Raw genomic sequence first — 25242 nt, forward strand, 5'->3', positions numbered from 1 at the left:
ATCAAATACCTCCCAGCCTGATGGTTGCGTAACGTTTGATTTCTTCGTCGGGTAGTGCGAAGGAAAACAGCTTCCAGATCGGCAACTCGCTCGAATCGTAGACGATGGTGACGGTGAATTGATTGAGGTTCTTGACGTCATCCGCGACGTCGACGGTGAGTTTTGCCCTGTTGATGAAGGCGTAATTCAGGGTCGATGTCTGGATGAATGACTGGGCAAGACTTTTTCGTTCGGTCTCGGACAGTCCGGCCACGGCAGTTCGCGCGGCATCGGCGGCGATCTGCTGGATTGCGTGTGTGGCACTGAGATAGATGCCATAGCCGATCATGGTGAAAATCGTCAGGAAGAACAGGGGTGCAATAATCGCAAATTCCAATGCGGCCGCACCGTCGGTATCGCCGCGCATCCGCGATATGAGAGACATCTAACACACTCCCAGGTTTTTATCTGGCCGATATATTGGTCCTGTTACACCTATATCGTGTGCTTCATTTCTTAATTTTCCTCTACGCTAATAAATCGTCTTTTAGGCTTTCACTCCTAAATGTCGCATTTTTCCTATTTTAAGTTGTGTCATTCTTGGTCGGTTGCGTTCAAGGTTATGCCGACCGCACCGGAATGGTACAGCTAAATTCAGGATTGCGAGCTACCGGCATCCGTGTATTGCGCGAGTTGTCCCTGCAACCGTCCGACATCGGCACGAAGTTCAGCGATTTCGCGCAGCAGCACCGTGTCGATCTTGTTGTGCAGTGAGATCAGCTCCACCTCTGACTTCAGGTTGACCTCGTAGTCCTTCGAAGCGTCGAAACGGTCTTTCGTCGCCTGGCGGTTTTGGGACATCATGATGATCGGCGCCTGGATGGCGGCAATCATCGACAGAAGAAGGTTGAGGAAGATGAAGGGGTAGGGGTCGAAGGCGTCGCGCGTCAACAGGACCGTATTGGCAATTGCCCATACGACAAGGAAGACCAGGAACGCGATGATGAAACCCCAGGAGCCGCCGATACGGGCAATGCTATCGGCCATCCGGTCGCCGACGCCCTGTCCCGCAACGAAGGCGGCGTTGGTGTCCTCAGAGACGATCTTGCGCTCTTTGGCGCGATGAAGGACTCGGCGCTCGACAGCGCCGAGTTCGCTGCTGGGTTTGCCGAAAAGGATATGGGAGATTTCGTCAAGGTGCGACATGGGCTGGCTCCGTCAGAAAACGTTGCCCTGTTCTAGCCCACGCCGGTGATTTGCGGAAATGCCGAACTCCGGCATCCCCGCTTCTTTTTACATCGCGTTCGCGAACAGATCGGCGTGCGACTGGAAGAATCGGTCGGTTCCGAAGCGCTGGCCGAACATCATGTCATGCTGCAGGAAACGATAGTCGCGGATCAGCGGCGCGATCGTCTTCTGGCGGCCCCAGGAGGCTGTTTCCTTGCCGGCCGCATCAACGAGCATGTAGCGGTCGATAATGCGGTATTTGTTGAAGATATTACCGAGGAACTCCGTGTAGTAGGGGTGCTCGAAGCCGCCCTGCTTGAGGATCTGGTAGGACAGGAAGGCCGGGCTGATCGTGCCGATATCCTTCACCGGACCGGTCTTGTTCGACCAGACGACCAGCGGCGTTTCGTGCTGCGCCTTCATCTGTTCGAGCGAACCTTTGCGCGATGCGGTGACATCGTTCATGAAGCCGGTGCTCGGATAGACCGTGTTGAGCGGCGGCAGATGATCGCCGAACAGCACGATGATGGTTTCGCGGTCACGCTCCTTGGCCCAGTCCATCAGCATCTTCAAGCTGTCGTCGGCCTCCTTGATGCCCTGTGCATAGGTTTCAAGAACCTGCTTGTCGGCAGCGGGGAGATTGCCTTCGACCTTGATGGTGTTCTTGGCATAGCGGTTGGCCTCATAGGGCCCATGTCCCTGCAAGGTGACCGTGAAGAAGAAGAACGGGTCACGCAGCTGGTCAGCCTGGCGGATGATTTCCTTGGTCAGCGATTCGTCCGAGGCGAAGATACCGCGCTTCTGCATGACCGGCATGTTCTCTTCCGACTTGAACTGCTCGAAGCCGAACGCCTTGTAGACGGCGCTGCGGTTCCAGAACCACTTTTGGAACGGATGCACGGCGCGCGACACATAGCCTTCGCCACGGAAGAAGGTGGCCAGCGATGGGATCGGGTTGCGGATATACTGCTGGTACGGAATGCTGCCATAGGGCAGGAAGGCATTCGAAAAGCCGGTCAGGGCCTCGAACTCGACATTGGCGGTCATACCGCCGAACTCAGGCGAGAAGACGTTGCCGGACTGCATTTCGCGGATTGTCGGCATCGGGTCAGGCGACAGCTTGACGTTGGGCAGGCGGGTCGGATCCCAGAAGGATTCGCTCATCAGAACGATGACGTCGGGCTTGCCACGATGGGACGTGCCAGCCGGCACCGGCTTGGTCGGAATCTTGTCGATCGCATCAGACATGTAGCCCGCAGGCGCTGTGACGTTCGCCATAGGCAGGTTGAGCGCAAATGCCATGGTGAAACCGTTGTGACGGTAGTTTTCGGTCTGGTCCCACATGATCGGGATGACCTGCAGGCGGTCGCGCACCCAAGAGAACGTGTTGTAGTCCATCACATGGTAGAAAGCGCCAAGCAACGGCAGGGCGACAACGAACCGCGCCAAACGCTGACGCCGGGCGAGCGCAGGAAAACGGCGCCATGCGAAACGGACAAACCAGGCAAGGGCAACAATCGCGACTATCAGGCCAACGACAATGCCGACAGCCGTCCACGGACGGTCGCGGACCAGAACCGGCATCAGCTCCATGATCTGGCGGCCGAACAGGAAATCTGTCGGGTAAAGCGGATCGGACAGGAAAATCTGCTTCTGCCGGCTGACGAGCGCCGGGACGAGCGCCAGCGGCGCGAGCAGGATGACGCCAAAATTTTCGCGTGCGAAGATTGCGTCGAACGCCAGGAAGAGCAGAAAGAATACGCCGGCGGTCGTCCATGCCGGGCGGGCCGGGTCGAGGAAGAACAGCGCTGCTTCCGTTGCAGAATTGCGCGCAATCCATTCAACGCAAAAAATCAATGCGATAGACAGAAGCAACGACAGCGAGAGATGTCTTGCAATCGAAAGCGTCTTGGCATGGCGAGCGCCGAAACCGATTTGCGGGCCATAGGCCCTAGAAGCGGTGGCAGCGATTGCTGCCGATTCAAAACTGGCCAAGGCCGTCTCCAATTTCATAAAACTGTCGTTCTAATGTCATACAGACGTCATCTTGAACGGAGGATGAATAATTCAAGTGGTGTTCTCCACTGACTTTTTCGGCGCTTGTTGCCGATCGGACATGGCCTGAACGGCGGGGTTGTGAGCGGCAGGGGAAAAGCTATCTCAGGGGTAGAGCGGATTTTTTTCTGGCTTGATCGCAAGCACGGGGTATTTTGGTGCGGAATGCGATAAACAGCTCCTCGGATGCCTCACATCCCCGATAGCAAGATCAAGTACAGGCCTGTTCATGACCGCGCAAAAAACCATTTCCACGACGTTCCGTATCGCTGTAGCCCAGCTCAATCCCACAGTTGGCGATATCGGCGGCAATCTTGCCAAGGCACGCGAAGCCCGCGCCGATGCGGCCCGCAACGGCGCCGATCTGCTGCTGCTGACCGAATTGTTCATTTCCGGCTATCCGCCGGAGGATCTGGTGGTGAAACCCGCCTTCCTCAAGGCGTGCCAAAAGGCCGTCGATGCACTGGCAGCTGACACCGCCGATGGCGGGCCGGGCATCATCGTCGGCTTCCCCCGCCAGGATGAGACAGGACGCTACAACGCCGTCGCCGTCATCGATGGCGGGCAGATCATCGCTGTGCGCGATAAAGTGGACCTGCCGAACTACGGCGAGTTTGACGAGAAACGGGTATTCGACCAAGGCCCCATGCCCGGACCGGTCAACTTTCGTGGCGTACGGCTCGGCATACCGATCTGCGAGGATATCTGGGGTGAACTGGGTGTCTGCGAGACGCTCGCCGAAAGCGGCGCCGAGATCCTGCTGGTGCCGAACGGATCGCCCTACTATCGGGCCAAGATGGACATTCGTCATCAGGTCGCCATCAAACAGGTGATCGAGACCGGTTTGCCACTGCTCTATGCCAACCAGCTCGGCGGCCAGGACGAGCTGGTGTTTGATGGCGCCAGCTTTGCCGTCAATACGGACAAGCAGCTGGCTTTCCAGATGAGCCAGTTCGAGGAGGCCGTGTCGATCTCGGAGTGGAGGAGAGAGGACAGTGGCTGGGTCTGCCAGCGCGGAATGATGTCGCGCCTGCCGGAGAATGAGGAAGCGGACTACCGGGCCTGCATGCTGGGCTTTCGTGATTACGTCAACAAGAACGGCTTCAAAAATGTCGTGCTTGGCCTTTCCGGCGGCATCGATTCGGCGATTTGCGCAGCACTCGCTGTCGATGCGCTGGGCGAAGAGCGGGTCCGCACCGTGATGCTGCCCTATCGCTACACGTCAGAGGATTCGTTCAAGGATGCCGAAGACTGCGCCAAGGCGCTCGGTTGCCGCTACGATGTCGTGCCGATCGAGGAACCGGTGCAGGGGTTCCTCAGCGCCCTCTCGGACATGTTCGAGGGGACGGAATCCGGCATCACCGAGGAAAACCTGCAGAGCCGCACGCGCGGCACGATCCTGATGGCGCTGTCGAACAAGTTCGGTTCGATGGTGGTCACCACCGGCAACAAGTCGGAAATGTCGGTTGGTTACGCGACGCTCTACGGTGACATGAACGGCGGCTTCAATCCGATCAAGGACCTTTACAAGATGCAGGTCTATGGCCTGTCGCGCTGGCGCAATACCACGGTGCCGCCGGGTGCGCTTGGACCGTCCGGTGAGGTGATCCCGAAGAATATCATCGACAAGGCACCGTCTGCCGAGTTGCGCCCGAACCAGACGGACCAGGATTCGCTACCGCCCTATCCGGTGCTTGATGATATCCTCGAATGCCTGGTCGAAAAGGAAATGGGCACCGAGGAGATTGTGGCGCGTGGCCATGACGAGGCGACGGTGCACCGGATCGAGCATCTGCTCTATATCGCCGAATACAAGCGCCGCCAGTCGGCGCCGGGCGTAAAGATCACCAAGAAGAACTTTGGCCGCGACCGGCGCTATCCGATCACCAACCGGTTCCGCGACCGCTAGTTCTGGAGACATCATGCGCAGCTCCGTCGAAATCTACACGATCGCAACTGGAGAAACCCGGGTCGTCTGGCAGACGAAGCAGCTGGTCGAGGCACCGAACTGGTCGCCGGACGGCCAGTCGCTCGTCATCAATGGCGACGGCTTTCTCTATCGCTTGCCGCTTTCAGAGGGCAAACCGGCGCTGATCGATACCGGCTTTGCGCGGACCTGCAACAACGACCACGGCATTTCACCGGATGGCAAAACCATCGTCATCAGCGACAAGACCGAGCATGGCGCATCGACGATCTACACATTACCCGCTACAGGTGGGCTGCCGAGTCAGGTGACGCAGAACCGTCCGTCCTACTGGCATGGCTGGTCGCCGGATGGAAAGACACTTGCCTATTGCGGCATTCGCGATCAGGTCTTCGATATCTATACCATCCCGGTCGAAGGCGGCGAAGAGACCCGGCTGACCTTCGGCGAGGGGCGCAATGACGGCCCCGACTACAGCCCGGATGGTGAATGGATCTATTTCAACTCCAGCCGCACAGGCCGGATGCAGATCTGGCGTATCCGGCCCGATGGTTCGGATGTCACGCGCATTACCGACAGCGCGTACGGCGACTGGTTTCCGCATCCATCGCCCGACGGCAAACACCTGCTGGTGATCTCCTATGACGGCGACATCTTCGATCATCCGCGTGATCTCGATGTCCGATTGCGGTTGATGGATCCGGATGGCAGCAATGCCCGCACCCTGTTCGAGCTGTTCGGCGGGCAGGGCACGATCAACGTTCCCAACTGGTCTCCCGATGGCCAGGAATTTGCCTTCGTGCGCTATCAACCGGTCCCTGGCAATTTACGGATTTCCAACCAGCTTGTTTAAATGAAACTTCCGCTTTCCTTGATAAGCTCCGTCTCAATCACGCATGAAACCTGGGGGCAGGTTTGGTGAAAAGGACCGGTGAGGCGGCATGGCATCAGGGGCGAAAAAGCGAAATTCGAGCAGGGCGGTGCTGGGTATCCATGCTGCTTGCACGCTGGTCGCATTCCTGATCGTCGCCAGTCTTGCCTTTGTGCTCAACCGCTCCGTCACGGAGGCAGACCGGTTCGGCCTGACCGCCGAGCGAAAACTGGTCGAAAGCGAGATGCGGCATCAGGTCGATGCGGTCGTGCAGTACCAGGCAGGATTGTCCTATTGGGACAAGAGCTTCGCACAGCTTGCGGACCGCACCTTCACCGATGCTTTTGTCAAGCAAGAGCTGACCGACTGGCTCTGGCAGGATTTCGGCTTTTCCTGGATGATCTTCGCCGAGGCTTCCGACCGGACGTTGCTGGCTGTGGAGAATGGCCGCAAGGTCGACGCTGACATAGGTGGGCGCACCCTGAAATGGGTCGAGGATCTCATTGAGAAGGCGAACGATCTGTATGAGGTGGCCCTCGTCGCCAAGGGGGGCGACTGGGCGCTTCTATCGACGGAGAAGGACGCCGATTCCTTGGCAGCGCCGTTGCCGAACATCCACGCCGCTGACCTGCGGATGATCGATGGCAAGATGAGCATCGTCGTGGTGCAGGCCGTCGTTCCAAAGACAATGGACATTCCGGCTGGCCGCCGTAAGCCGGTATTCATGATCACCGTCAAGCCTTTCAGCGAACGCATGATCCGCGACATGGAAGACAGGCTCGGTATTTCAAACCTTGGATTTGCCCCGTTGCGCGAGGTGCCAAAGGGCTCCATTCAGGTCGCGGTCGGCGATTGCTCTCAGCCGGGCTGCATGGTTTCGGCTTGGACGCCGCGCACTCCTGGCAGCTTTGTCCGCTCGGAGACGCTGCCGAGCGTGATCGTCATTGCGATGCTCGGCGCCTTGATCATGGCCTTCATCGCAGCCCGGTTCGGCGCGGTGTTTTCCGCGCTCCAGACCAGCGAGGCGGAAAATCGTCACCTGGCCAAGCACGACCGACTGACCGGCCTTTTGAACCGCAGCGGTTTTGACGATGTCCTGAATGCATCACTTGCAAAGGTCAACGAGCGGCCTTTCTCGCTGCTTTGCCTCGATCTCGACAGGTTCAAGGCCGTCAACGATACTTATGGTCATCCGGCCGGCGATGCGGTGCTGAAAGCGCTTGCTACTCGCTTTTCCGACCGTGTTGCCGATCGTGGCGTGGTTGCGCGGCTCGGTGGTGATGAGTTCATCATCATTGTAAACCACACCGTTTCGCGCACCGACGTGATGGCACTTGCCGATGCACTGATCGTCGAGGCGCAGGTTCCAGTGCCGTTCGAGGGGCAGTTGCTGCGGGTCGGCAGTAGCATCGGTGTGGCTTTTGCACCGGACCATGGGAAGATCGCCCGTGAAATCGTACCGCTCGCCGATCAGGCGCTGTATCTGGCCAAGAATCGCGGCCGCAACCGCGTCCAGACGGCGGATGATCTGGTCCTCTCGAAGCAGTTCCCACATACCGTGCAGGCTGCCTGATCAGTGATCGGATGGTGGGATATTGTAGGGCGTGATGACCTCTACCACCGACAGGCGTGCAACACCGTGGCCGGTCAGAGCGCTTCTTCGGCCCATAATGGCCCGAAAGGCGGTCCGGACGTCGGCCTTTAGGTCATGATGCAGGATGAAATGGATCTGCCCATTGCGCAGGAACTCCAGGTTTCCGGCGTCGAGATCATGTGCGACGAAGATGGCACAGGCGCGTCCGGCTGTAGAAAAAGCGGCCAGCACCGCCCGGTTTCCCCCACCAATTGAATAGACGGCGTTGATGTCCGGATTGTTTGCAAGGGCGGCCGCAGCCAGAACACCCGTTGCATCATCGCGGCCAAGGCCTTCGCTGATTTCAACGATGCCGATAGACGGATACCGGTCGCGCAATGTGCGGCGAAAGCCTATTTCGCGCTCTTCCTCCCCTCGGAACCGGCTGCTCGACAATGTTGCCAGCACCGTCGCCGGCTGGCCGGCAAAACGCTCACCGATCAGGTAGGCTGCGGTTTCACCGGCGGCCCTGTTGTCCGCGCCGGCATAGGCGGTGCGCGGTGCGTTCGGCAGGTCGGTGACCAGCGTCACAACGGCAATGCCGGATTGTTCGAGGCGTGTGACGGCGGCGCTGATCTCCGGGACATCAGGCGCCTTCAGGACAACGCCATCGGTGCCGCGAAGGCGCACCCGGTCGAGCCGTTGCACGATCTCCTGCGGCCGCATGGATTCGGCGAAATGGAAGCGGGACCGGAAGACTGTCGGCAGAAATGTCAGGCTTTCGCTTTCGAAGGCATCGCGTACCGTGTGGGTAAAGCGGTCGGGCGCTTCCATGATGATGTCGATGCCGAATTTCCTGCCTTGAATCTCGACGCCCGCCTGTTGCTTTTCCAACTCGCCGATCGCGGCGCGGACGCGCTTTTCGGTTTGTTTGCGCACCCCCGGTCGTTCGTTGAGGACACGATCGACCGTGGCGATGCTCAACCCGGCCTGAAATGCGATGTCCTTGACCAGAAACTCGTGCGCCATCGCGGCTCCATTCTGATGGTTTTTTGATGGGTTTCTGCTCTATATCAGCTTTTTCCTCGGCGTATAGTGCGGTCATCGAAGGACATCCGGCAGGAGGACATGGGATGAAAACCGACAATAGTCTAAAGCAGCGCGCGGACCGGGTCTGGCTCACTGAGGCCGCCTGCGATCTTGAGGAGTTTCGCGCTGAGGTGGAGCGCACGACAGTGCTTGCGGACTATCCTCATGCGGCGGCCATCGAGAAGAACGTTTTGATCTATGATAGCGCCAGCGTGCTGACGGCTGCCGAAAGCAGCGAAGGGCGCCGGGCGGTGCTTGCCGAAATCTGCGATGCCTTCGCGACAGGACCGGGCGTCGTCGTGCTGAAGCGGGCATTTGAGGATACGGCCGTCATCGACACGGCGAGCGGGATTTTCGACGATATCATCAACGAACAGCACCGGACCAATACCGGCGGCGGCGACCATTTTGCCAAGGCTGGCGCCAACGACCGCATCTGGAATTCGCTGGAAAAGCACTGCCTGCGCGACCCTGAGAATTTTGCTGCCTATTATGGCAACGCGCTGATCGCGCTGGTCAGCGAAGCCTGGCTCGGGCCGAGCTACCAGATGACCGCGCAGGTCAATCGGGTCAATCCGGGCGGAGCGGCACAATCGGCGCACCGGGACTACCATCTCGGCTTTCAGACGTCGTCCGCGATCGAGCAGTTTCCAGCGCATGTCCACCGGTTGTCACCGGTCCTGACGTTGCAAGGGGCGGTTGCCCATTGCGACATGCCGCTAGAAAGCGGACCGACCCTGTTCCTGCCCTACAGCCAGACCTATGTTCCGGGCTATCTGGCGCTGAAACGCCAGGAATTTCGCGATTATTTTGATCGCCATCATATTCAATTGCCCCTGTCGAAGGGGGATCTGGTGTTCTTTAACCCGGCACTCTTTCACGCAGCCGGAACCAATCGCTCCGAGGGTATCAAGCGCGTAGCCAACCTTTTGCAGGTTTCCTCGGCTTTTGGCCGGGCAATGGAGACCGTCAATCGGCAGCGCATGAGTGCCGTGCTCTATCCGGCGTTGAAGGCAATGCTTGCGGATGGCCGGTTGTCCCATGCGGAAGCGGGCTGCGCGATCGCATCCTGTGCCGAGGGCTATTCGTTCCCGACCAATCTCGACAGGGACCCACCCGTCGGCGGGCTTGCTCCGAAGACGCAGGCGCAGTTGATGCACGAGGCACTGTCTGGTGGTTGGGAGGAGGCCGCGTTTACCGCAGCTCTTGCGGCACAGTCGGAGAAGAAACTCAGCTAACGCGTTACAATCACCCAATTCGAACTCCTGCCCGAATTCCGGGCGGGAGTTTTTTGACATCAGCGACATTGAAACCGGAGGAAATGCAATGAGCAATGACTATGGCCGTCTGGACGGCAAGATCGCGATCGTCACCGGCGGCACCCAAGGGCTGGGCGCAACGATCGCCACGCTGTTTGCCGAGCGCGGTGCGGCAGGCATCGTCATCTGTGGCCGCAACGCCGCCAAGGGCGAGGCCAAGGCCGCCGAGATCGGCAAGGCGACGGGTACCAAGGTCGTCTACGTGCAGGCCGATCTTGAACAAGTCGAGGATGCGCGCAAGGTGGTTTCCGCCTGCGACAGCGCATTCGGCCGGGTGGATGCGCTGGTGAATGCGGCGGCGATTACCGATCGCGGCACAATCCTCGATACCAGTCCTGAACTGTTTGACCGGATGTTTGCGGTCAATGTGCGGGCGCCGTTCTTCCTGATGCAGGAGGCGATCAACGTGATGCGCCGGGAGAAGATCGAGGGAACCATCGTCAATATCGGGTCGATGTCGGCCAAGGCGGGGCAGCCCTTCATTGCGGCCTATTGCGCTTCCAAAGGCGCCCTGGAAACGCTCACCAAGAACACGGCCTATGCCGTCCTGCGCAACCGCATTCGCGTCAACGGTTTGAACATCGGTTGGATGGCGTCGGAAGGCGAAGATCGCATCCAGCGCGAATTTCATGGTGCGGCAAGCGACTGGCTGGAAAAGGCTGCCGCCAGCCAGCCGTTTGGCCGTCTGGTCGATCCGGCCGAAGTGGCACGTGCCTGCGCCTATCTGTCGTCTGGTGAGTCCGGACTGATGACCGGCTCGGTGATCTGCTTCGATCAGTCGATCTGGGGTGCCTATGACGGTTCTCCGCATCCGGTCGCTGCCATGTGAGGACAACAGGCGGGCCGCCTTGCAATCGGCGGCCCGCTATGGCCATATCGGTCCGTTCAGGTGCCCGCGCAGGCGGGAGAATCGGGAATCCGGTGAAAATCCGGGACGTGCCCAGCGCTGTAACGGGGACGGCTTTGTGTTTGTGAATCTCTGAATTATTTCAGAATTCTGCCACTGGATCTTAAACCGATCTGGGAAGGCGGCAAAGCCGGATGATCCGCAGTCAGAAGACCGGCCTGACGAGATAGACCAACCCCGCGCGGACGGCGGGAGGTTTCGCATTGTTGGGGATCAAACGATGCAAACTGAACCGCAAGACCGCCTTGTGAAGGCGGACGCATTTTCAACAGACGAGCGCGCTGCCGTCTACCGGGCCATCGAAACCCGCCGCGACGTGCGCGATCAATTTCTACCGACACCGTTGCCCGATGACGTGCTCGGGCGGCTTCTTGCCGCCGCTCATAGTGCACCGTCCGTTGGCTTCATGCAGCCGTGGAATTTCATCGTTGTCCGGGACGAGGAAAAGCGCGCTCGTGTCTTCGAGGCCTTTCAGCGCGCGAACGAGGAAGCGGCGCTGATGTTCGAAGGCGCGGCGCGGGATCAATACCGGTCGTTGAAGCTCGAAGGCATCCGCAAGGCGCCGGTGAGCATCTGTGTTACCTGCGATCCGACGCGGGCCGGAAAAGTGGTTCTTGGCCGGACGCACAATCCGCGCATGGATGCGTTTTCCACTGTCTGTGCGGTGCAGAACCTGTGGCTGGCCGCACGCGCCGAGGGGGTGGGTGTCGGCTGGGTCAGCATTTTCCATGATCGCGATATCAAGGACGTGCTCGGCATTCCCGATCATATCGAGATCATCGCCTGGCTGTGCCTTGGTTATGTCGATGCGCTGTATGCCGAGCCGGAGCTTGCCGTCAAAGGCTGGCGTCAGCGCTTGCCGCTTGAGGAGCTGGTGTTTGAGGATACCTGGGGCGTCAGGCCAAGCAATCGATCAGCAGGCGATTGATCAGTTGGTTTGCTGCTGCTGATATCCCGGACCGGCAGGATGCCTGAGATCGATCGAGGTTTCCTGCGAGGGCAGGAAGCTTGGGCCGACGACGCGGACCTTGGTGTCCTGCGGATTGTAGGGCCGGTCGGCAATTGTGCTCTTTGCCTCAATCGGGTCAGCCTTCTTGCTGGTGCGAAGGTCGATGACACCCTTGCCGTCGTCCGGCGTGCTTTGTTGCGTGGCTGTCCGGCTGGCTGGAGAGCAGCCGCATTGGCCGGGCCGGCTGAGATCGCGGGTTTTGTAGGCGAAAGCCGACGGCAGGTCGGCATAGGGCTCGCCGGTGGCGGCGGAAACCATCTGATTTGTTTCTTCGGTTACGAGCGCGTGATAATAGAGCGCCGTCTCTGTTCCGGGGCAGCGCCTCTGACAGGTTTCGGCATCGCGCTGGAAATCGGCCGGCGATGAATTCGACGAGATCGGAAAGAACGCCCCGTCACAGGTGCGGACACAGAGTGTCCGCAGGCTACCGGGATAGTCGGCGCTCGGCCCAAAACCATCATCCGGTGTGGTGAAGTCGGCGTTGCTGCCGCGCCAGTCGTCATAGCCTTCGTTGATCGGCGGCAGGTCGTTTAGGATATTCCGGTGGGTTTCCGGTTCTTCCACGGCGGCGTTGAGGACTTCATCCTGTTCCTCAAAGCAGCGATTGGCAGCCAGCGCGGCGTGAACGCGCCGCCGGCTGATGTCGCTGTTGCTGCCATCCAACATGGATTGACGGCGCGCCTTCAGCGTTTCGAGATCCATCTCCATCTGCGATATTTCGGCACCGAGGCTATGGCAGGCTTCTTCGTTCTCGCCTCCGACAATGATGACGCTGCCTGAACTGCATCCCATCCGTCTGAGATCGCTGCGCGCCTGCCGCAGGTCCAGGTTCTGGCGGGAGATCGCGCCGGTATAGTCGCGCAGATTGGCATTGGAGGCGACGATCTTCGGCAAGCTGGCAAGGTCAGCACTCAGCCGTTCGCACACCGATGAGGCGTCGGCTGTGGCCGTCATGACCAGAAGAAGCGGGGCTATCAGCGCCGCAAAGGATATCGAACGGAAGATCACGTGTTTCTCTCGCCTGAGCATACCGGCACCGCGCCGGGTGCGAAGGAACATCCCGCGCACTCTGACTTTCCTCCCATCATAGCGTCATTCGACGGTGCTGCAACGCAGTCCGCAAACCAGCGTTAACGGCAGGTGGGAGAAACATGCTGGGCGAGGCGGGAGAGCCACAATCGGCGGCTCTCCCGGGGCCGGTCGTTTAAGCCGCCCGGGCCATTTCCAGCGACATCGGCCGCTCCAGCACCGATCCACCGATTTCTGCGACGCTTTTCATTCGTTCCAGAAGATCGGGTGTGACCTCCCAGGCAACGGCAACGGCGTAGACCGATCCAATCCGCTGCGGTTCGCCGATCCGCTCGCCGGGGCAGCCCATGCGCCGGAACATGCGCTCCAGGAAGACATCGGTGACGGTGACGATGTGACTGAGGCCGGATGACAGCCCGAGTTCGCCAACGCCGCACATCAGCTCCGCCGCGGCCAGCGTCACCTGGTTTGAGCCGCGATCCTGCGAGATAGTAGGATCGATGCAGAAACGGCTGGATTCCCAGACCGAGGCGCTGCGCACCTGCGGATTGTCGCCAAGCAGGATCGGGAACGTATCATCCAGCATGTTTGGTCCAAGTGTCGGCAAAAGCCGCAGCGAACCGCGCAGGCGGCCGGTCTCATCGGAATAAGACAGTACATAAAGTGGATTGGCGTCGTCATAGTCGTCGATCTCCCAATCGCCGCGAACTGAGACGTCCCATTTCAACAAATCATGAAAGACGCGCTTGCGCAGCTTGTACATGGCATCGAGATCGCCCGGATGCTGCTTGCCGGTGTTGCGGTTGAAAATCCTGATCATTGTTTGCTCCTGTGTTCGTATTCGAGGAGCAAATGCTGTCAGGGATCGCCATCCGGCATAACTGTCGGTAGTGACAGGTTTCTAATGCACGCGGATATGTTTCTCCTGACGGGAGGTCCGCAAGGACCTCCCGTCAGGGAAAAAGGGACAGATGATGTGGTGCCTGAGGCTGAGCCGGCGCCTTGCCGGAATGACATCAAAACGTCGGGATGAGATCGCGCCGGACGGCTTGGGCGACGGCTTGGGTGTTGGAGACAACATTGAGCTTGCGCCGGGTATTGGTCATGAAGAAGCGCACGGTTCGCTCGGAGATACCCAGGATGGTGCCGATTTCCCAATAGCTCTTGCCGGCCGCCGCCCAACCGAGCACTTCGGTTTCCCGGTGGGTCAGCGCTTTGGCGCACTGTTCCGTAAGCTCGATCCTGCTGTCGCTTTCCAGCAGCGATGCGTGGAATAGATTTGCCAGCAGTTGAAAGTCGCGTAGGTGGCAGCGCCGGTAGGCCGGCCATTCATCGGCGGGTATATCGGACTGGATTGCCAGAAAGGCGAGCCGCCGCGTGTGTGTGGCAAGTGGCAGTGTCACGCCCTCAAGGCCAAGGCCCAGCTGTGTCGCTGCGGAAAAAAGTGGCTCGCTATCAGGGTGAAGCTTACGGGCTGTTGCCCAATCCACTGGCCTGACACTGCCCAAGGTCATGCGCAGGATGGGGTCGATGCGCTGGTAGCGCTTATCGACATAGGTTGTGAGGCTGCGCGCGCTGAAAGTGTGGTGCAGCCTGTGGATAAAAAAACCCGCCGTCGGGACGTCGACGTCGAGATAAAGCAGATTTGCAATGCTGAAAGTGCTGCGCATCAGGTCGAAAAACCGTTTTGGCTCAACGAGTTTCTCGGTTTCCATGATGTCCAGCAGGTCAAAGAATGCCTGTTGGTCAGCCATGCTGAAATACCCTGTTATTTGGTAGGTTTCAGCATGATAACGGTTTCAGTCTTTGTCTAGTACAATCTTCGGTTAATAATGTTTCGTCGAAAAACTAAACTATAAGTTGTTATTCTTTGTTTTTCTTCACTTCGATTGAGCCGGGTTTTGAGCCGGCTCAATCCAGTTTTCACTAGGCGGGGTAGGAGGCTTCCACGACCGCGAGTGCGGCCATGTTGACCACGCCGCGCGAGGTCACTGATGGCGACAGGATATGCGCCGGCAGGGCCGTTCCCAAGAGAATCGGTCCAACATGCAGACTGTCTGTCATGGTCTTGACCACGCCGAGTGTGATGTTGGCGGCATCGAGGTTTGGGAAGACCAGCAGGTTGGCTTCACCGGTGAGCGTGCTATTGGGCATGACGCGCCTGCGCAGGCTTTCGGAAATCGCTGAATCCCCATGCATCTCGCCGTCCGCTTCAAGATCTGGCGCCAGTTCGCGAACGATCTGCATCGCCTTACGCATCTTGAAGGCGCTTTCCGAATCCCGCGAGCCGAAGTTCGAATGGGATACGAGCGCGGCGCGCGGCGTGATTCCGAAGCGGCGAATTTCCTGGGCCGCCATCACCGTTTTCTGGGCGATTTCCTCTGCCGTCGGATCAAAGGTCACGTAGGTGTCGGTGAGGAAGGTGGCGCCACGCTGGGAGATCAGCAGGCTGAGCGCAGAGAAATCCAAAACGCCTTCACGCTTGCCGATGATCTGCGACACGGCGCGAAGATGGGCACTGTAGCGGCCTTCGACGCCGCAGATCAGCGCATCGGCTTCGCCACGTCGAACGGCGAGCGCGCCGATCACGGTCTGGTTGGTACGGACGATGGTGCGGGCTGCTTCCGGAATGACGCCGAGGCGGCCGACCAATGCAAAGTAATCGTCGACATAGTCACGGAACCGCGGATCGCCTTCCGGATTGACCACTTCAAAATCAACGTCAGGACGGATACGCAGGCCGTAGCGTTTTAGCCGCGTCTCGATGATGTGGGGGCGGCCGATCAGGATCGGGCGGGCCGTGCCGTCTTCGAGCAGGACCTGGGCGGCGCGCAGCACGCGCTCATCCTCACCTTCGGCGAAGATGACCCGGTTCTTCTGGGCATTCTTGGCTGCAGCGAAGATCGGCTTCATGATGAAGCCCGAGCGGAAGACGAAGCGGTTGAGCTGGTCGAGATAGGCGTCGAAATCGGTGATCGGCCGGTTGGCGACGCCGCTGTCGGCGGCGGCCTTGGCAACGGCCGGCGCGATGCGCAGGATCAGGCGCTGATCGAACGGCGAGGGGATCAGGTAGTCCGGGCCGAAGACCGGCGTTTCGCCGGAATAGGCGCGGGCGGCGACATCGGACGGCTCCTCGCGGGCAAGAGCGGCGATGGCGCGCACCGCTGCCATCTTCATTTCCTCATTGATCGTCCGGGCACCGCAATCGAGCGCGCCACGGAAAATATAGGGGAAACACAGGACGTTGTTGACCTGGTTGGGGAAATCAGACCGGCCGGTGCAGATCATCGCGTCCGGGCGGGCCGCGCGGGCCAGTTCCGGCATGATTTCGGGATTGGGGTTGGCAAGAGCCATGATCAGCGGCTTTTCCGCCATCTGGACCAGCAGTTCCGGCTTCAGAACGCCTGCGGCCGAAAGGCCGAGGAAGACGTCGGCGCCGGCAATGCTGTCGGCCAGAACGCGGTTGGCACTGTCCTGCGCATAGATTGACTTCCATTCGTCCATCAGCACTTCGCGGCCGACATAGACGAGGCCTTCGAGATCGTGGACCCAGATGTTTTCGCGCTGGGCGCCGAGCGTCACCAGAAGATTGAGGCAGGCAAGCGCTGCGGCACCGGCGCCGGACGTGACGATCTTGGCCTTGGCAATGTCCTTGCCGGCCAGTTCGAGGCCGTTGAGGATGGCAGCGGCAACGATGATCGCGGTTCCGTGCTGGTCGTCATGGAAAACCGGAATATCCATCTTTTCGCGCAACCGGCGTTCGACTTCGAAACATTCCGGCGCCTTGATGTCTTCCAGGTTGATGCCGCCGAATGTCGGCTCCAAAGCCGAGATGACATTGACCATCTGGTCGATTTCGGGCGCGTCGATTTCGATGTCGAAAACGTCGATACCGGCGAATTTCTTGAACAGGACGGCCTTGCCTTCCATCACCGGCTTGGAGGCGAGCGGGCCGATATTGCCAAGACCGAGAACCGCTGTGCCGTTCGAGACGACCGCGACCAGGTTGGCGCGCGCCGTATAGTCGGCAGCGGTCGAAGGATCGTCGCGGATGGCAAGGCAGGGGGCGGCAACGCCAGGCGAATAGGCGAGCGCCAGGTCACGCTGGTTGCCGAGCGGCTTGGTCGGCTGGATCTCGAGCTTGCCGGGGCGGGGATAACGGTGGAAGAACAGTGCCTGTTCGTCAAGGTCGCCGCTTGCTGGAACCGCTGGGGTCTTGGCTTTGTCGCCGGTGCTCATATTCTTAATCCTTACCTATTCGTCGCGGCTCTTTTTGCATGAAACGGCGGCTCCGTACAGTTTCGAAACGGGCGTTTATCAACGGTTTTCAGGAACAGGTGTTTCTCCGGCACAAGGGCTGCTTCCACAGGCTGTCATTCTCCTGAAACAAGAGTCTGTTTTGGAAAGCCCTAGAAAGAGGCCAACAGACCGTTGCGAGGCAGAATGACCGAGAAAGAGCAAGAAACCCGGCGTTTCAGGACCCTGTTCATTTCCGACGTTCATCTGGGATCGAAGGCTGCAAAGACCGATTATCTCCTCGACTTCCTGCGCGTGACGGATGCGGAGACAATCATCCTGGTCGGCGATATCATCGACGGATGGCGGCTGAAGCGCAGCTGGTACTGGCCGCAATCCTGCAACGACGTCGTCCAGAAGCTGTTGCGCAAGGCGCGCAAGGGCACCCGTATCATCTATATTCCGGGCAATCACGACGAATTCATGCGCGATTTCCCTGGCGTGCATTTCGGCGGCATCGAGGTCGCCCAGCGACACATGCACGAGGCGGCCGACGGCCGCAAATATCTGGTGCTGCATGGCGACGAATTCGACGTCGTGGTTCGCAATGCCCGCCTGCTCGCCTATCTCGGCGACTGGGCCTACGACATGGCGATCGTCATCAATATCGGGCTGGCGGCCATCCGCCGCCGTCTCGGCATGCCATACTGGTCGTTCTCTGCCTGGGCGAAGCAGCAGGTCAAGCACGCGGTCAACTTCATCGGCGAATTCCAGCGGGTGGTTGCCGATGAGGCGCGGCGGGAAAAAGCCGATGGTGTCATCTGCGGTCATATCCATCACGCGGTCATGGAAGACATCGGCGGTATTCGTTACATCAATACCGGCGACTGGGTGGAAAGCTGCACGGCCATTGCCGAGCATCATGACGGAACCATGGAATTGATCACTTGGCGGGAGTTGAGCAACGTGCCTGCGGTTCGTGAAGACACGACCGAGGTCGAAGTGATGATGGCGCGGGCTCTTTCGCAACAGGCGGCATAAAACTGCAGCGATCCAGACTGTAGGGAAAACTAGCGGCTGGCGCTGTTCTTGCACTGCGTGATAAATCATGGACGTAACTGTCAGGTCCTTCCATGATTCCCTCGTCTCCGCCTCCCTTTCGCGAGGAAGCGCCGCGCTATTTCGTGCCGCGCATCGCCTTGCTCTTTTGTGCGCCTCTCGTCGTCAATGGTTTCGCCATGCCGTATTTTCCGGTCTGGCTAAGCACCTTGTCGCTGAGCGATTTCGAAATCGGCATCATCCTCGCCTTGCCGATGTTCGTGCGCGTCATCACGGCGCCGCTGGTCGGGCTTCTGGCTGACAGAATCGGCGAGCGGGCGGAAGTCCTGATCTGGTCAGCCGTGCTGTCATTGCTGACGGCGCTGGCATTGTTCGTATCCCATAGTTTCTGGTTCGTACTGGTCATCTATGCCATTCAGGGCGGTGTCTATGCACCCTATGTGCCGATCGTCGAAGCGATCGCGCTGACTGGCGTGCGGCGCTGGGGCTACGATTATGCCACCATGCGCGTCTGGGGTTCCGTCGCCTTCATCGGTGCGACGATGCTGGGTGGCGTGATGGTCGGGCTCTATGGTGGCTCGATGGTTCTGCCAGCTATGGCGGGCGGCTTTCTGCTGATGATTGCTCTGACCTTCATCGCGCCGCGCGTCGGCAAGCCGCGCCGGCCGTCGACCTTGACGACGCTGACGGAACCGCCGCCAAAGGCGTTGCGCAAACTCGATCTGCAGTTGCTGTTGATCGGTGTGACTTTGGTGAACGGCAGTCATGCGATGCTGTTCGCCTTCTCGGCGATCTATTGGCAGCATATCGGCTTTTCAGGCACGGAAATCGGCCTTCTATGGAGTGCCGGTGTGGCGGCCGAGGTGGCGATGTTCTTCTGCGCCAGGATGATCATCCGGCGGTTCAGCCTGTGGACGATGATCTTTTCAGGCTGCGTGCTTGCTGTGGTGCGCTGGATCATCTTTCCGATGGATCTCGGCTTCTGGGGCTATTTCGCGCTACAATGTTTCCACGCCTTCACCTACGCAATCATGCATACGGGCATGCAGAACATTCTGGTACAGCGCGTTCCCGAAGAGCAGGAATCCTCGGCGCAGGGGCTGTATTTCTTCTATACCGGCGTGTTCTCGGCGATCTTCACCTTCACATCCGGCTATTTCTACACCTGGTTTGGTGTTCACGGCTTCTATTCGATGTCGGTTGTTGCCTTCGTCGGCTGCTGTTCCGCCTTTGCCGCCTGGTACCTTCAGCCCCAGAGGGCGGGAAGAGGCGGGAAGACCAGCGAATCCTCGTAGCGCAGGCCGGGATCGCGATCGCGGGCCAAAAGCAGCGGGCCATCGAGATCAACGAAATCGGCGCCTTGCGCCAGAAGCACCGCCGGTGCCATGCCGAGCGATGTGCCGACCATGCAGCCGACCATGATCTTGAGGTTCAACGCCCGCGCCGCATCGCGCATGCGCAGGGCCTCGGTCAGGCCGCCGGTCTTGTCGAGCTTGATGTTGACCGCATCGTAAAGGCCCGCGAGCTTTGGCAGGTCTTCGGTCTTGTGGACGCTTTCATCGGCGCAGACCGGGACAGGGCGATGAACGGAGGCGAGCAGGGCGTCATGTCCTGCGGGAAGGGGCTGTTCGATGAGTGCGACACCCGATTCTGCGCAGACGTTAAAATGGTAGGCAAGATTGGTTTCCGACCAGCCCTCATTGGCATCCAGAATGATGGCGCTATTGGGGGCTGCGGCCCGAACGGCGCGAATGCGCGAGGCATCGTCATCGGTTCCGACTTTGACCTTCAGAAGCGCCCGGTGCGTATATTGCGCCGTCTGCGCGGCCATGGCTTCCGGCTCTCCGAGCGAAATTGTGTAGGCTGTTGTGAGCGGACCGGGCTCCGCAAGGCCAGCCAGCGTAAAAGCGCGTGCACCGGCCTTCTTCGCATCAAGATCCCAGAGCGCGCAATCGACGGCATTGCGCGCCGCCCCGGCCTTCATCGTCTGCCGTAGTTCTTCGCGATCAATGCCAGCCTCGATCCGTGGCCTGCTCGTTTCGATCTCTAAGAGTACGCTGTCGATGGTTTCGCCATAGCGCGCATAGGGCACACATTCGCCCCTGCCAGCAAAAGCGCCGTCCGAGATGTGGCAGGTGACTACGGAGGCCGTGGTCTTGCTGCCGCGCGAAATGGTAAAACTGCCGGCGATCGGGAAGTGTTCGACAGCGGTTTTCATCTGGCGGGTCATGGCTTTCTCCTGTGGCTTCCATATCTCAGCTGGCAACCGTTTGGCACGGAAACGTTTCAATCGGTGACAGACCGGGCTCAAGCGGCTATGAGTCGCTGACGTTTTATCAAATGCAGCCATCTCCGGAAGACCCAACAGACGTGACGCGTTCAGAAGTGAAAACCGAGACCGACGTGCAGCTTGAACAAGCTGACGGTGGCAACGCCCGGGCTTATCGTTTTAGTGGCGATTGGCGAAGCGTCTCCATTCATCTGGCCACGCCGAAGCTGGATGCATTCGCTGCCAAGGGCGGCGAAACGGCCGAGGTCAATCTGAGCGACGTCACCGCCATGGATACGGCTGGCGCCTGGGTCATTCGCCGTTTCATGACCCAGATCGGCGATGCCAAGCTGACGAGCGACAAGCCGCGTTATCTCGAGCTCATGAATGCCCTGCCGGAGACACTGCCGGAGCCAGCCGTCGAACAGAATAAACGCGGCTCATTTTTCAATCGCATTTTTACCCCTGTCGGCAATTCGGTGGTCTCGGCCTGGGAAGATACCGTCGCGGCGATGTTCATTCTCGGTTCGGCCGTGCGCGGCGCGCAATTGAAGCTTGGCCGCCATAGCGGCGTATCGCCGGCGGCAATCGTCAGTCAGATCGATCGTATGGGTGTTCAGGCGGTGCCGATCATCCTTTTGATGTCGTTTCTCATCGGCGCGATCATTGCCCAGCAGGGTGCGTTCCAGCTGCGTTATTTCGGCGCCGAACTCTTCGTCGTCGATCTGGTCGGCATCTTGCAGCTGCGCGAAATCGGTGTGTTGCTCACCGCCATCATGATCGCCGGCCGTTCCGGCAGTGCGATCACGGCCGAGATTGGCTCGATGAAGATGCGCGAGGAAATCGACGCGCTGAAGGTGATGGGGCTGAGCCCGATCGGCGTTCTGGTGTTTCCAAGGCTTGTCGCGCTCACCATCGCGTTGCCGCTGCTGACGATCCTGGCGAATTTTGCCGCCCTCACAGGGGCTGCGGTCGTTACCTGGAGCTATTCCGGCATCACCTTTGCCACGTTCCTGGCCCGGCTTCAGGAAGCGGTGGACTTTTCCTCGGTGCTCGCCGGCATGATAAAGGCGCCGTTCATGGCTCTGATTATCGGTGTCGTTGCTGCCGTAGAAGGCTTGAAAGTCGGCGGCAGTGCCGAATCGCTCGGCAAGCATGTGACGCAGTCGGTGGTGAAGTCGATCTTCGTGGTCATTCTTGTCGATGGCCTGTTTGCGATCTTCTACGCGGCGATCAATTTCTGATGGATGAGGTTTTGCCGGTGGATCCGAAAGACAATATGACAGCGGGCGCGGAGGCCGGCGAAAACGGCACGGAGGTCATCCTGTCGGTGAAGGATCTGACCGTCGGGTTCGGCTCGAACATCGTTCTCGACAAGCTGAATCTCGATATCTACCGCGGCGAAATTCTCGGTTTCGTCGGGGCATCCGGCACGGGGAAATCTGTGCTGATGCGGACCGTCCTGCGCCTTTTGCCGCGCCGGTCGGGCTCGATCGAGATTCTCGGCGTTGAATATGATGCGGTGAGCGAAGAGGAGCGCATGGCGCTCGATATGCGCCTTGGGGTTCTGTTCCAGCATGGCGCGCTGTTTTCTGCATTGACGGTCAAGGAAAACATCCAGGTGCCGATGCGGGAATATCTCAATCTGCCGCAGGAACTGATGGATGAGCTGGCGCGGCTGAAGATCGATATGGTCGGGCTGGCGCCGGAAGCGGCCGACAAGTTCCCCTCCGAACTTTCCGGCGGCATGATCAAGCGCGCTGCTCTGGCACGGGCTCTGGCGCTCGATCCGGACCTCGTTTTTCTCGACGAACCGACCTCCGGGCTCGACCCGATCGGGGCGGCCGAGTTCGATAACCTGATCGCCAAACTGCGCGACACCCTTGGGTTGACCGTGTATATGGTGACTCACGACCTCGACAGCCTGTTTTCGGTCTGCGACCGGATTGCAGTGCTCGGCAAGAAAAAGGTTCTCGTCGAAGGCACGATCGAGGACATGCTGGCCTGCGACGACGAGTGGGTGACGTCCTACTTCCAGGGCAAGCGTGCGCGGTCAATCGTGCGCGAGGACGACAAGAAGGCTTCCTGACAACACTGCATGATTAAGACGTTGCACGCGTGATTGATGGAAACCGACTGATTAATTGAAGCAAGGAGCCGCATTGGCGGCGTCCCCCAAGGGTACCGGTAGCAATGGAAACAAAAGCCAATTACGCCATCGTCGGATTTTTCACCGTCGCGGTCATTTTTGCGGCCTTCGGCTTTGTCTACTGGATGTCCCAATATGGGCGAAGCGGCGAGATGGCGGAGCTGGTTATCAGCATCCCCGGATCGGCCAACGGCCTGAGCGTCGGTTCGCCGGTGCGTTTCAACGGTATTCCCGTTGGTTCGGTTCGTAACCTTGCCATCAATTCCAACGATCCGCGTTACTCTGTTGCCGTGACCGAGGTGTCCGCGGACGCGCCGGTGCTGAAATCAACGACGGCGACGCTGGAGATCCAGGGCCTGACCGGTGCTGCCTATATCGAACTCAGCGGCGGCAACAAGGGAGAGGAAAACATCCTGCGCAAGGCGCTCGATACCGGGACATCCGCGCAGCTGACCGCCGATCAATCCAGCGTCACCAGCCTGCTGGCGACCGCCGACAAGATCCTTGACCGGGCGAACAATGCGATCGGCGACATCCAGGGTTTCGTCAAGGACGTGCGCGGACCGTTGACCAATACGATTTCCAATGCCGATCGTTTCACCAAGTCGCTGGCAGACAATTCCGAAGGGATCGATCAGTTCCTGAAGAGCGTGAGTGCGCTGTCGACCTCGATTACGGCTGCGGCCGGCAAGCTTGATTCGACCCTGTCTGCGGCAGATATTCTGGTGAAATCGGTCGATCCGAAGAAGATCGACCAGATCGTCAGCAATGTCGAGAAGATGAGCAATGATCTGAGTGCCGCGTCCACCGGCGTCGCCGACACCATTGCCTCGTTCAAGAAGACGGCCGAGACCTATGAACGGTTTGGGGAAAAGGCCACCGCGTCGCTGGATCGTGTCGATACGCTGATTGCCTCGATCGATACGCAGAAGGTGTCCGGCGTCGTCAACGACGTTTCCGCTGCAAGCGCCGATGCCCGCAAGGCAGTCGCTTCGGTCGCGGAATTTGCCGAGCGGATCAAAGGCCGGCAGAACGATATCGACCAGACGATCACCGATGTTACACAGATGGCCAACAAGCTGAATGCCGCCTCCAGCCGCGTCGATGGCATTCTGGTCAAGCTCGACGGGTTCCTCGGTGACGCAGATGCACCGTCGTTATCGGCGGATGCTCGTGCCACGATGGAATCCTTCCGAAAGGTTGCCGATAACCTGAATGCGCAGATCGGCCCGATCGCCGAAAACCTCAAGCGCTTCTCCGGTTCGGGCCTGCGCGATATTGAAGCTCTGGTTAGCGATACCCGCCGGACGGTCAACACGCTCGACACGACGATTTCGACCTTCGACAAGGATCCGCAGCGGCTGCTTTTCGGCGGCGAAACCGTGAAGCAGTATGACGGACGCACGCGCCGTTGATTCGATCCGCAGCCGGCTCAGGTAATTTTCGCCAGCGGGCGTATCGAATCGCCTATACCGTCCCTGCTGCCTTTAGGGCGTGGCACAGCTGCAAGCATTGCCGGTTTTTTACTGCGTATGCGCCTGGATGGTGGCTTTTTGGCTTGTCTTGACTGAGCTTGCCTCTAAGTTGCTGCTGATTGACGAGGGATAGTGTTAGAAATGAAGTTTCCGGGCGTTCTGTATGGTCGAAAGGCAGGTTTGATCCGGGCCTCTACAACTCTCATTCTCGCTGCTGCACTGTCGGCCTGCGCAAGCAAGGCGAACAACGATACCTATAGCCTGTCGTCATCGCCGGCCATTGAAGGCCCGTCATCGACCAGCAAGCAGATCCTCATTCCCGAGCCGACTGCGCTGAAAGCGCTCGATAGCGATCAGGTTGTTATCCGGCTGTCCGGTTCGGAGATCCAGTATCTCGCAAAATCGCAATGGAGCGACCGCCTGCCGAAGATGGTTCAGGCAAAGCTTGTCCAGGCTTTCGAAAACACCGGTAAGATCGGCGGCGTCGGCAAGCCGGGCGAGGGACTGGCCATTGACTATCAGGTGATCACCGAAATCCGCTCGTTCGAAATATCGACCGAAGGAGCGGACACCGCCGTAGTCGAGATCTTTGCCAAGATTCTCAACGACCGCAACGGCACTGTTGGCGCCCAGAGAGCTTTCCGCGCCAGCGTGCCCGTGCGCGGCACCGGCGCAGCAGCATTCGTCGAAGGCCTTGATGGCGCGTTTGCCCAGGTTGCAGGCGAGATCGTTCGTTGGACACTCAAGGCCATCTGACCAGGCAGCGATCTGATCAGGAAACCGCGATCCGGTTGACGATTTCCGCAACACCTTCGACAGTGTTTGCGGCTTCCTCTGCCCGCTCCGCTTCCTCAATGGTCGCGACCGTGCCGCTCAAGATGATCGTGTTTCCCTTCGAGACCACCGAAATATCCGATGCATCAAGCCCGTCTACCGTGGCCAGGCAGTTGGCGACCCGCGTTTCCAGGTCGGCCTGATATCCCTCGAAAAGCTCTTCGGGGGGCTTGCCGTAAAATGTGCGCTCTTTGAAAACCATGGCTCAGTTCTCCGATCCGGTTGTTCGCCGATA

The 25242-nt window shown here is 59.3% G+C and carries 22 protein-coding genes and 1 riboswitch; of the genes, 12 read left to right on the forward strand and 10 right to left on the reverse strand.

The annotated features are described in order from the left end of the window. Position 1 precedes the first annotated feature (1 nt). The 3 genes from R6X40_RS04885 to R6X40_RS04895 all read right to left on the reverse strand — a co-directional run bounded on the left by R6X40_RS04885 (position 2) and on the right by R6X40_RS04895 (position 3219). Positions 2 to 424, reverse strand: coding sequence for a TadE/TadG family type IV pilus assembly protein (locus tag R6X40_RS04885; protein ID WP_318411508.1), 423 nt, complete (start codon positions 422 to 424; stop codon positions 2 to 4). Positions 425 to 633: 209 nt separating this feature from the next. Further along, entirely contained in the window at positions 634 to 1185 is a 552-nt protein-coding gene (locus R6X40_RS04890; protein ID WP_318411510.1) for a DUF1003 domain-containing protein, read from the reverse strand. Positions 1186 to 1272: 87 nt separating this feature from the next. Then, entirely contained in the window at positions 1273 to 3219 is a 1947-nt protein-coding gene (locus R6X40_RS04895) for an LTA synthase family protein (protein ID WP_318411511.1), read from the reverse strand. A 271-nt stretch (positions 3220 to 3490) separates the two neighbouring features. Between R6X40_RS04895 and R6X40_RS04900 the strand changes: the two genes are divergently transcribed. From R6X40_RS04900 to R6X40_RS04910, 3 genes are all read left to right on the forward strand, one after another. Beyond that, on the forward strand, positions 3491 to 5170 hold the full coding sequence (locus tag R6X40_RS04900) for an NAD+ synthase (RefSeq protein ID WP_318411512.1): 1680 nt from the start codon (positions 3491 to 3493) through the stop codon (positions 5168 to 5170). A 13-nt stretch (positions 5171 to 5183) separates the two neighbouring features. Continuing rightward, positions 5184 to 6041, forward strand: coding sequence for a TolB family protein (locus R6X40_RS04905; protein ID WP_318411514.1), 858 nt, complete (start codon positions 5184 to 5186; stop codon positions 6039 to 6041). An 88-nt stretch (positions 6042 to 6129) separates the two neighbouring features. Continuing rightward, on the forward strand, positions 6130 to 7632 hold the full coding sequence (locus tag R6X40_RS04910) for a diguanylate cyclase domain-containing protein (protein WP_318411515.1): 1503 nt from the start codon (positions 6130 to 6132) through the stop codon (positions 7630 to 7632). Here R6X40_RS04910 and R6X40_RS04915 read toward each other — a convergent pair whose 3' ends face one another. After that, the gene (locus R6X40_RS04915; RefSeq protein ID WP_318411517.1) at positions 7633 to 8661 is read right to left on the reverse strand and encodes a LacI family DNA-binding transcriptional regulator; all 1029 of its coding nucleotides are present in this window, start codon (positions 8659 to 8661) and stop codon (positions 7633 to 7635) included. A 104-nt stretch (positions 8662 to 8765) separates the two neighbouring features. On the opposite strand from R6X40_RS04915, the gene R6X40_RS04920 reads away from it, so the two are divergent. The 3 genes from R6X40_RS04920 to bluB all read left to right on the forward strand — a co-directional run bounded on the left by R6X40_RS04920 (position 8766) and on the right by bluB (position 11875). Continuing rightward, complete coding sequence (locus R6X40_RS04920; protein WP_318411518.1) at positions 8766 to 9959, forward strand: phytanoyl-CoA dioxygenase family protein; 1194 nt, start codon at positions 8766 to 8768, stop codon at positions 9957 to 9959. Between the two features lie 88 nt (positions 9960 to 10047). Beyond that, positions 10048 to 10869 carry an SDR family oxidoreductase gene (locus tag R6X40_RS04925; RefSeq protein ID WP_318411520.1) on the forward strand — a complete coding sequence of 274 codons (822 nt, stop codon included), beginning with the start codon at positions 10048 to 10050 and terminating at the stop codon, positions 10867 to 10869. Between the two features lie 41 nt (positions 10870 to 10910). Beyond that, positions 10911 to 11124: riboswitch (cobalamin riboswitch) on the forward strand. A gap of 43 nt (positions 11125 to 11167) precedes the next feature. Continuing rightward, the gene (gene bluB / locus R6X40_RS04930; protein ID WP_318411522.1) at positions 11168 to 11875 is read left to right on the forward strand and encodes a 5,6-dimethylbenzimidazole synthase; all 708 of its coding nucleotides are present in this window, start codon (positions 11168 to 11170) and stop codon (positions 11873 to 11875) included. Here the strand turns inward: bluB and R6X40_RS04935 are convergent, their stop codons facing one another. From R6X40_RS04935 to R6X40_RS04950, 4 genes are all read right to left on the reverse strand, one after another. Further along, a complete protein-coding gene (locus R6X40_RS04935; RefSeq protein ID WP_318412351.1) occupies positions 11876 to 12985 on the reverse strand; it encodes a DUF2865 domain-containing protein in 1110 nt (369 codons plus the stop codon). A gap of 175 nt (positions 12986 to 13160) precedes the next feature. Further along, positions 13161 to 13805 carry an acyl-homoserine-lactone synthase gene (locus R6X40_RS04940; protein WP_318411524.1) on the reverse strand — a complete coding sequence of 215 codons (645 nt, stop codon included), beginning with the start codon at positions 13803 to 13805 and terminating at the stop codon, positions 13161 to 13163. Positions 13806 to 14001: 196 nt separating this feature from the next. Next, positions 14002 to 14739, reverse strand: a complete 738-nt coding sequence (locus tag R6X40_RS04945; protein WP_318411525.1) for a helix-turn-helix transcriptional regulator — start codon at positions 14737 to 14739, stop codon at positions 14002 to 14004. A 172-nt stretch (positions 14740 to 14911) separates the two neighbouring features. Continuing rightward, a complete protein-coding gene (locus tag R6X40_RS04950; protein WP_318411527.1) occupies positions 14912 to 17224 on the reverse strand; it encodes an NADP-dependent malic enzyme in 2313 nt (770 codons plus the stop codon). A gap of 204 nt (positions 17225 to 17428) precedes the next feature. Between R6X40_RS04950 and R6X40_RS04955 the strand changes: the two genes are divergently transcribed. After that, positions 17429 to 18262, forward strand: coding sequence for a UDP-2,3-diacylglucosamine diphosphatase (locus R6X40_RS04955; protein WP_318411529.1), 834 nt, complete (start codon positions 17429 to 17431; stop codon positions 18260 to 18262). A gap of 92 nt (positions 18263 to 18354) precedes the next feature. Next, the gene (locus tag R6X40_RS04960) at positions 18355 to 19575 is read left to right on the forward strand and encodes an MFS transporter (RefSeq protein ID WP_318411531.1); all 1221 of its coding nucleotides are present in this window, start codon (positions 18355 to 18357) and stop codon (positions 19573 to 19575) included. Here R6X40_RS04960 and dgcA read toward each other — a convergent pair. Next, positions 19527 to 20510 carry an N-acetyl-D-Glu racemase DgcA gene (dgcA, locus tag R6X40_RS04965; RefSeq protein WP_318411533.1) on the reverse strand — a complete coding sequence of 328 codons (984 nt, stop codon included), beginning with the start codon at positions 20508 to 20510 and terminating at the stop codon, positions 19527 to 19529. The two genes, R6X40_RS04960 and dgcA, sit on opposite strands and share 49 nt — an antisense overlap. Before the next feature lie 140 nt (positions 20511 to 20650). Here dgcA and R6X40_RS04970 point away from each other — a divergent pair, with 140 nt between their 5' ends. The 4 genes from R6X40_RS04970 (at position 20651) to R6X40_RS04985 (ending at position 24929) form a co-directional block, all read left to right on the forward strand. Next, positions 20651 to 21793, forward strand: coding sequence for an ABC transporter permease (locus tag R6X40_RS04970; protein WP_318411535.1), 1143 nt, complete (start codon positions 20651 to 20653; stop codon positions 21791 to 21793). 35 nt (positions 21794 to 21828) lie between these two features. Continuing rightward, positions 21829 to 22638 (forward strand): ABC transporter ATP-binding protein, encoded by an 810-nt coding sequence (locus R6X40_RS04975; RefSeq protein ID WP_318412353.1) that lies wholly within the window; start codon positions 21829 to 21831, stop codon positions 22636 to 22638. 104 nt (positions 22639 to 22742) lie between these two features. Further along, positions 22743 to 24113 (forward strand): MlaD family protein, encoded by a 1371-nt coding sequence (locus R6X40_RS04980; protein WP_318411537.1) that lies wholly within the window; start codon positions 22743 to 22745, stop codon positions 24111 to 24113. Between the two features lie 201 nt (positions 24114 to 24314). Then, complete coding sequence (locus R6X40_RS04985) at positions 24315 to 24929, forward strand: ABC-type transport auxiliary lipoprotein family protein (RefSeq protein ID WP_318411538.1); 615 nt, start codon at positions 24315 to 24317, stop codon at positions 24927 to 24929. Positions 24930 to 24945: 16 nt separating this feature from the next. Here the strand turns inward: R6X40_RS04985 and R6X40_RS04990 are convergent, their stop codons facing one another. Beyond that, a complete protein-coding gene (locus R6X40_RS04990; protein ID WP_318411540.1) occupies positions 24946 to 25209 on the reverse strand; it encodes a BON domain-containing protein in 264 nt (87 codons plus the stop codon). Positions 25210 to 25242: the final 33 nt, after the last annotated feature.

This window comes from Rhizobium sp. PL01 (assembly GCF_033447125.1).
Taxonomy (GTDB): domain Bacteria; phylum Pseudomonadota; class Alphaproteobacteria; order Rhizobiales; family Rhizobiaceae; genus Pararhizobium.

Coding starts and splice junctions, on each gene's coding strand:
- R6X40_RS04990 (WP_318411540.1), bottom strand. CDS start 25,209: ATGGTTTTCAAAGAGCGCACATTTTACGGCAAGCCCCCCGAAGAGCTT.
- R6X40_RS04985 (WP_318411538.1), top strand. CDS start 24,315: ATGAAGTTTCCGGGCGTTCTGTATGGTCGAAAGGCAGGTTTGATCCGG.
- bluB (WP_318411522.1), top strand. CDS start 11,168: ATGCAAACTGAACCGCAAGACCGCCTTGTGAAGGCGGACGCATTTTCA.
- R6X40_RS04955 (WP_318411529.1), top strand. CDS start 17,429: ATGACCGAGAAAGAGCAAGAAACCCGGCGTTTCAGGACCCTGTTCATT.
- R6X40_RS04935 (WP_318412351.1), bottom strand. CDS start 12,985: ATGCTCAGGCGAGAGAAACACGTGATCTTCCGTTCGATATCCTTTGCG.
- R6X40_RS04915 (WP_318411517.1), bottom strand. CDS start 8,661: ATGGCGCACGAGTTTCTGGTCAAGGACATCGCATTTCAGGCCGGGTTG.
- R6X40_RS04885 (WP_318411508.1), bottom strand. CDS start 424: ATGTCTCTCATATCGCGGATGCGCGGCGATACCGACGGTGCGGCCGCA.
- R6X40_RS04890 (WP_318411510.1), bottom strand. CDS start 1,185: ATGTCGCACCTTGACGAAATCTCCCATATCCTTTTCGGCAAACCCAGC.
- R6X40_RS04925 (WP_318411520.1), top strand. CDS start 10,048: ATGAGCAATGACTATGGCCGTCTGGACGGCAAGATCGCGATCGTCACC.
- R6X40_RS04910 (WP_318411515.1), top strand. CDS start 6,130: ATGGCATCAGGGGCGAAAAAGCGAAATTCGAGCAGGGCGGTGCTGGGT.
- R6X40_RS04920 (WP_318411518.1), top strand. CDS start 8,766: ATGAAAACCGACAATAGTCTAAAGCAGCGCGCGGACCGGGTCTGGCTC.
- R6X40_RS04950 (WP_318411527.1), bottom strand. CDS start 17,224: ATGAGCACCGGCGACAAAGCCAAGACCCCAGCGGTTCCAGCAAGCGGC.
- R6X40_RS04975 (WP_318412353.1), top strand. CDS start 21,829: ATGACAGCGGGCGCGGAGGCCGGCGAAAACGGCACGGAGGTCATCCTG.
- R6X40_RS04895 (WP_318411511.1), bottom strand. CDS start 3,219: ATGAAATTGGAGACGGCCTTGGCCAGTTTTGAATCGGCAGCAATCGCT.
- R6X40_RS04900 (WP_318411512.1), top strand. CDS start 3,491: ATGACCGCGCAAAAAACCATTTCCACGACGTTCCGTATCGCTGTAGCC.
- R6X40_RS04940 (WP_318411524.1), bottom strand. CDS start 13,805: ATGATCAGGATTTTCAACCGCAACACCGGCAAGCAGCATCCGGGCGAT.
- R6X40_RS04960 (WP_318411531.1), top strand. CDS start 18,355: ATGATTCCCTCGTCTCCGCCTCCCTTTCGCGAGGAAGCGCCGCGCTAT.
- dgcA (WP_318411533.1), bottom strand. CDS start 20,510: ATGACCCGCCAGATGAAAACCGCTGTCGAACACTTCCCGATCGCCGGC.
- R6X40_RS04980 (WP_318411537.1), top strand. CDS start 22,743: ATGGAAACAAAAGCCAATTACGCCATCGTCGGATTTTTCACCGTCGCG.
- R6X40_RS04905 (WP_318411514.1), top strand. CDS start 5,184: ATGCGCAGCTCCGTCGAAATCTACACGATCGCAACTGGAGAAACCCGG.
- R6X40_RS04945 (WP_318411525.1), bottom strand. CDS start 14,739: ATGGCTGACCAACAGGCATTCTTTGACCTGCTGGACATCATGGAAACC.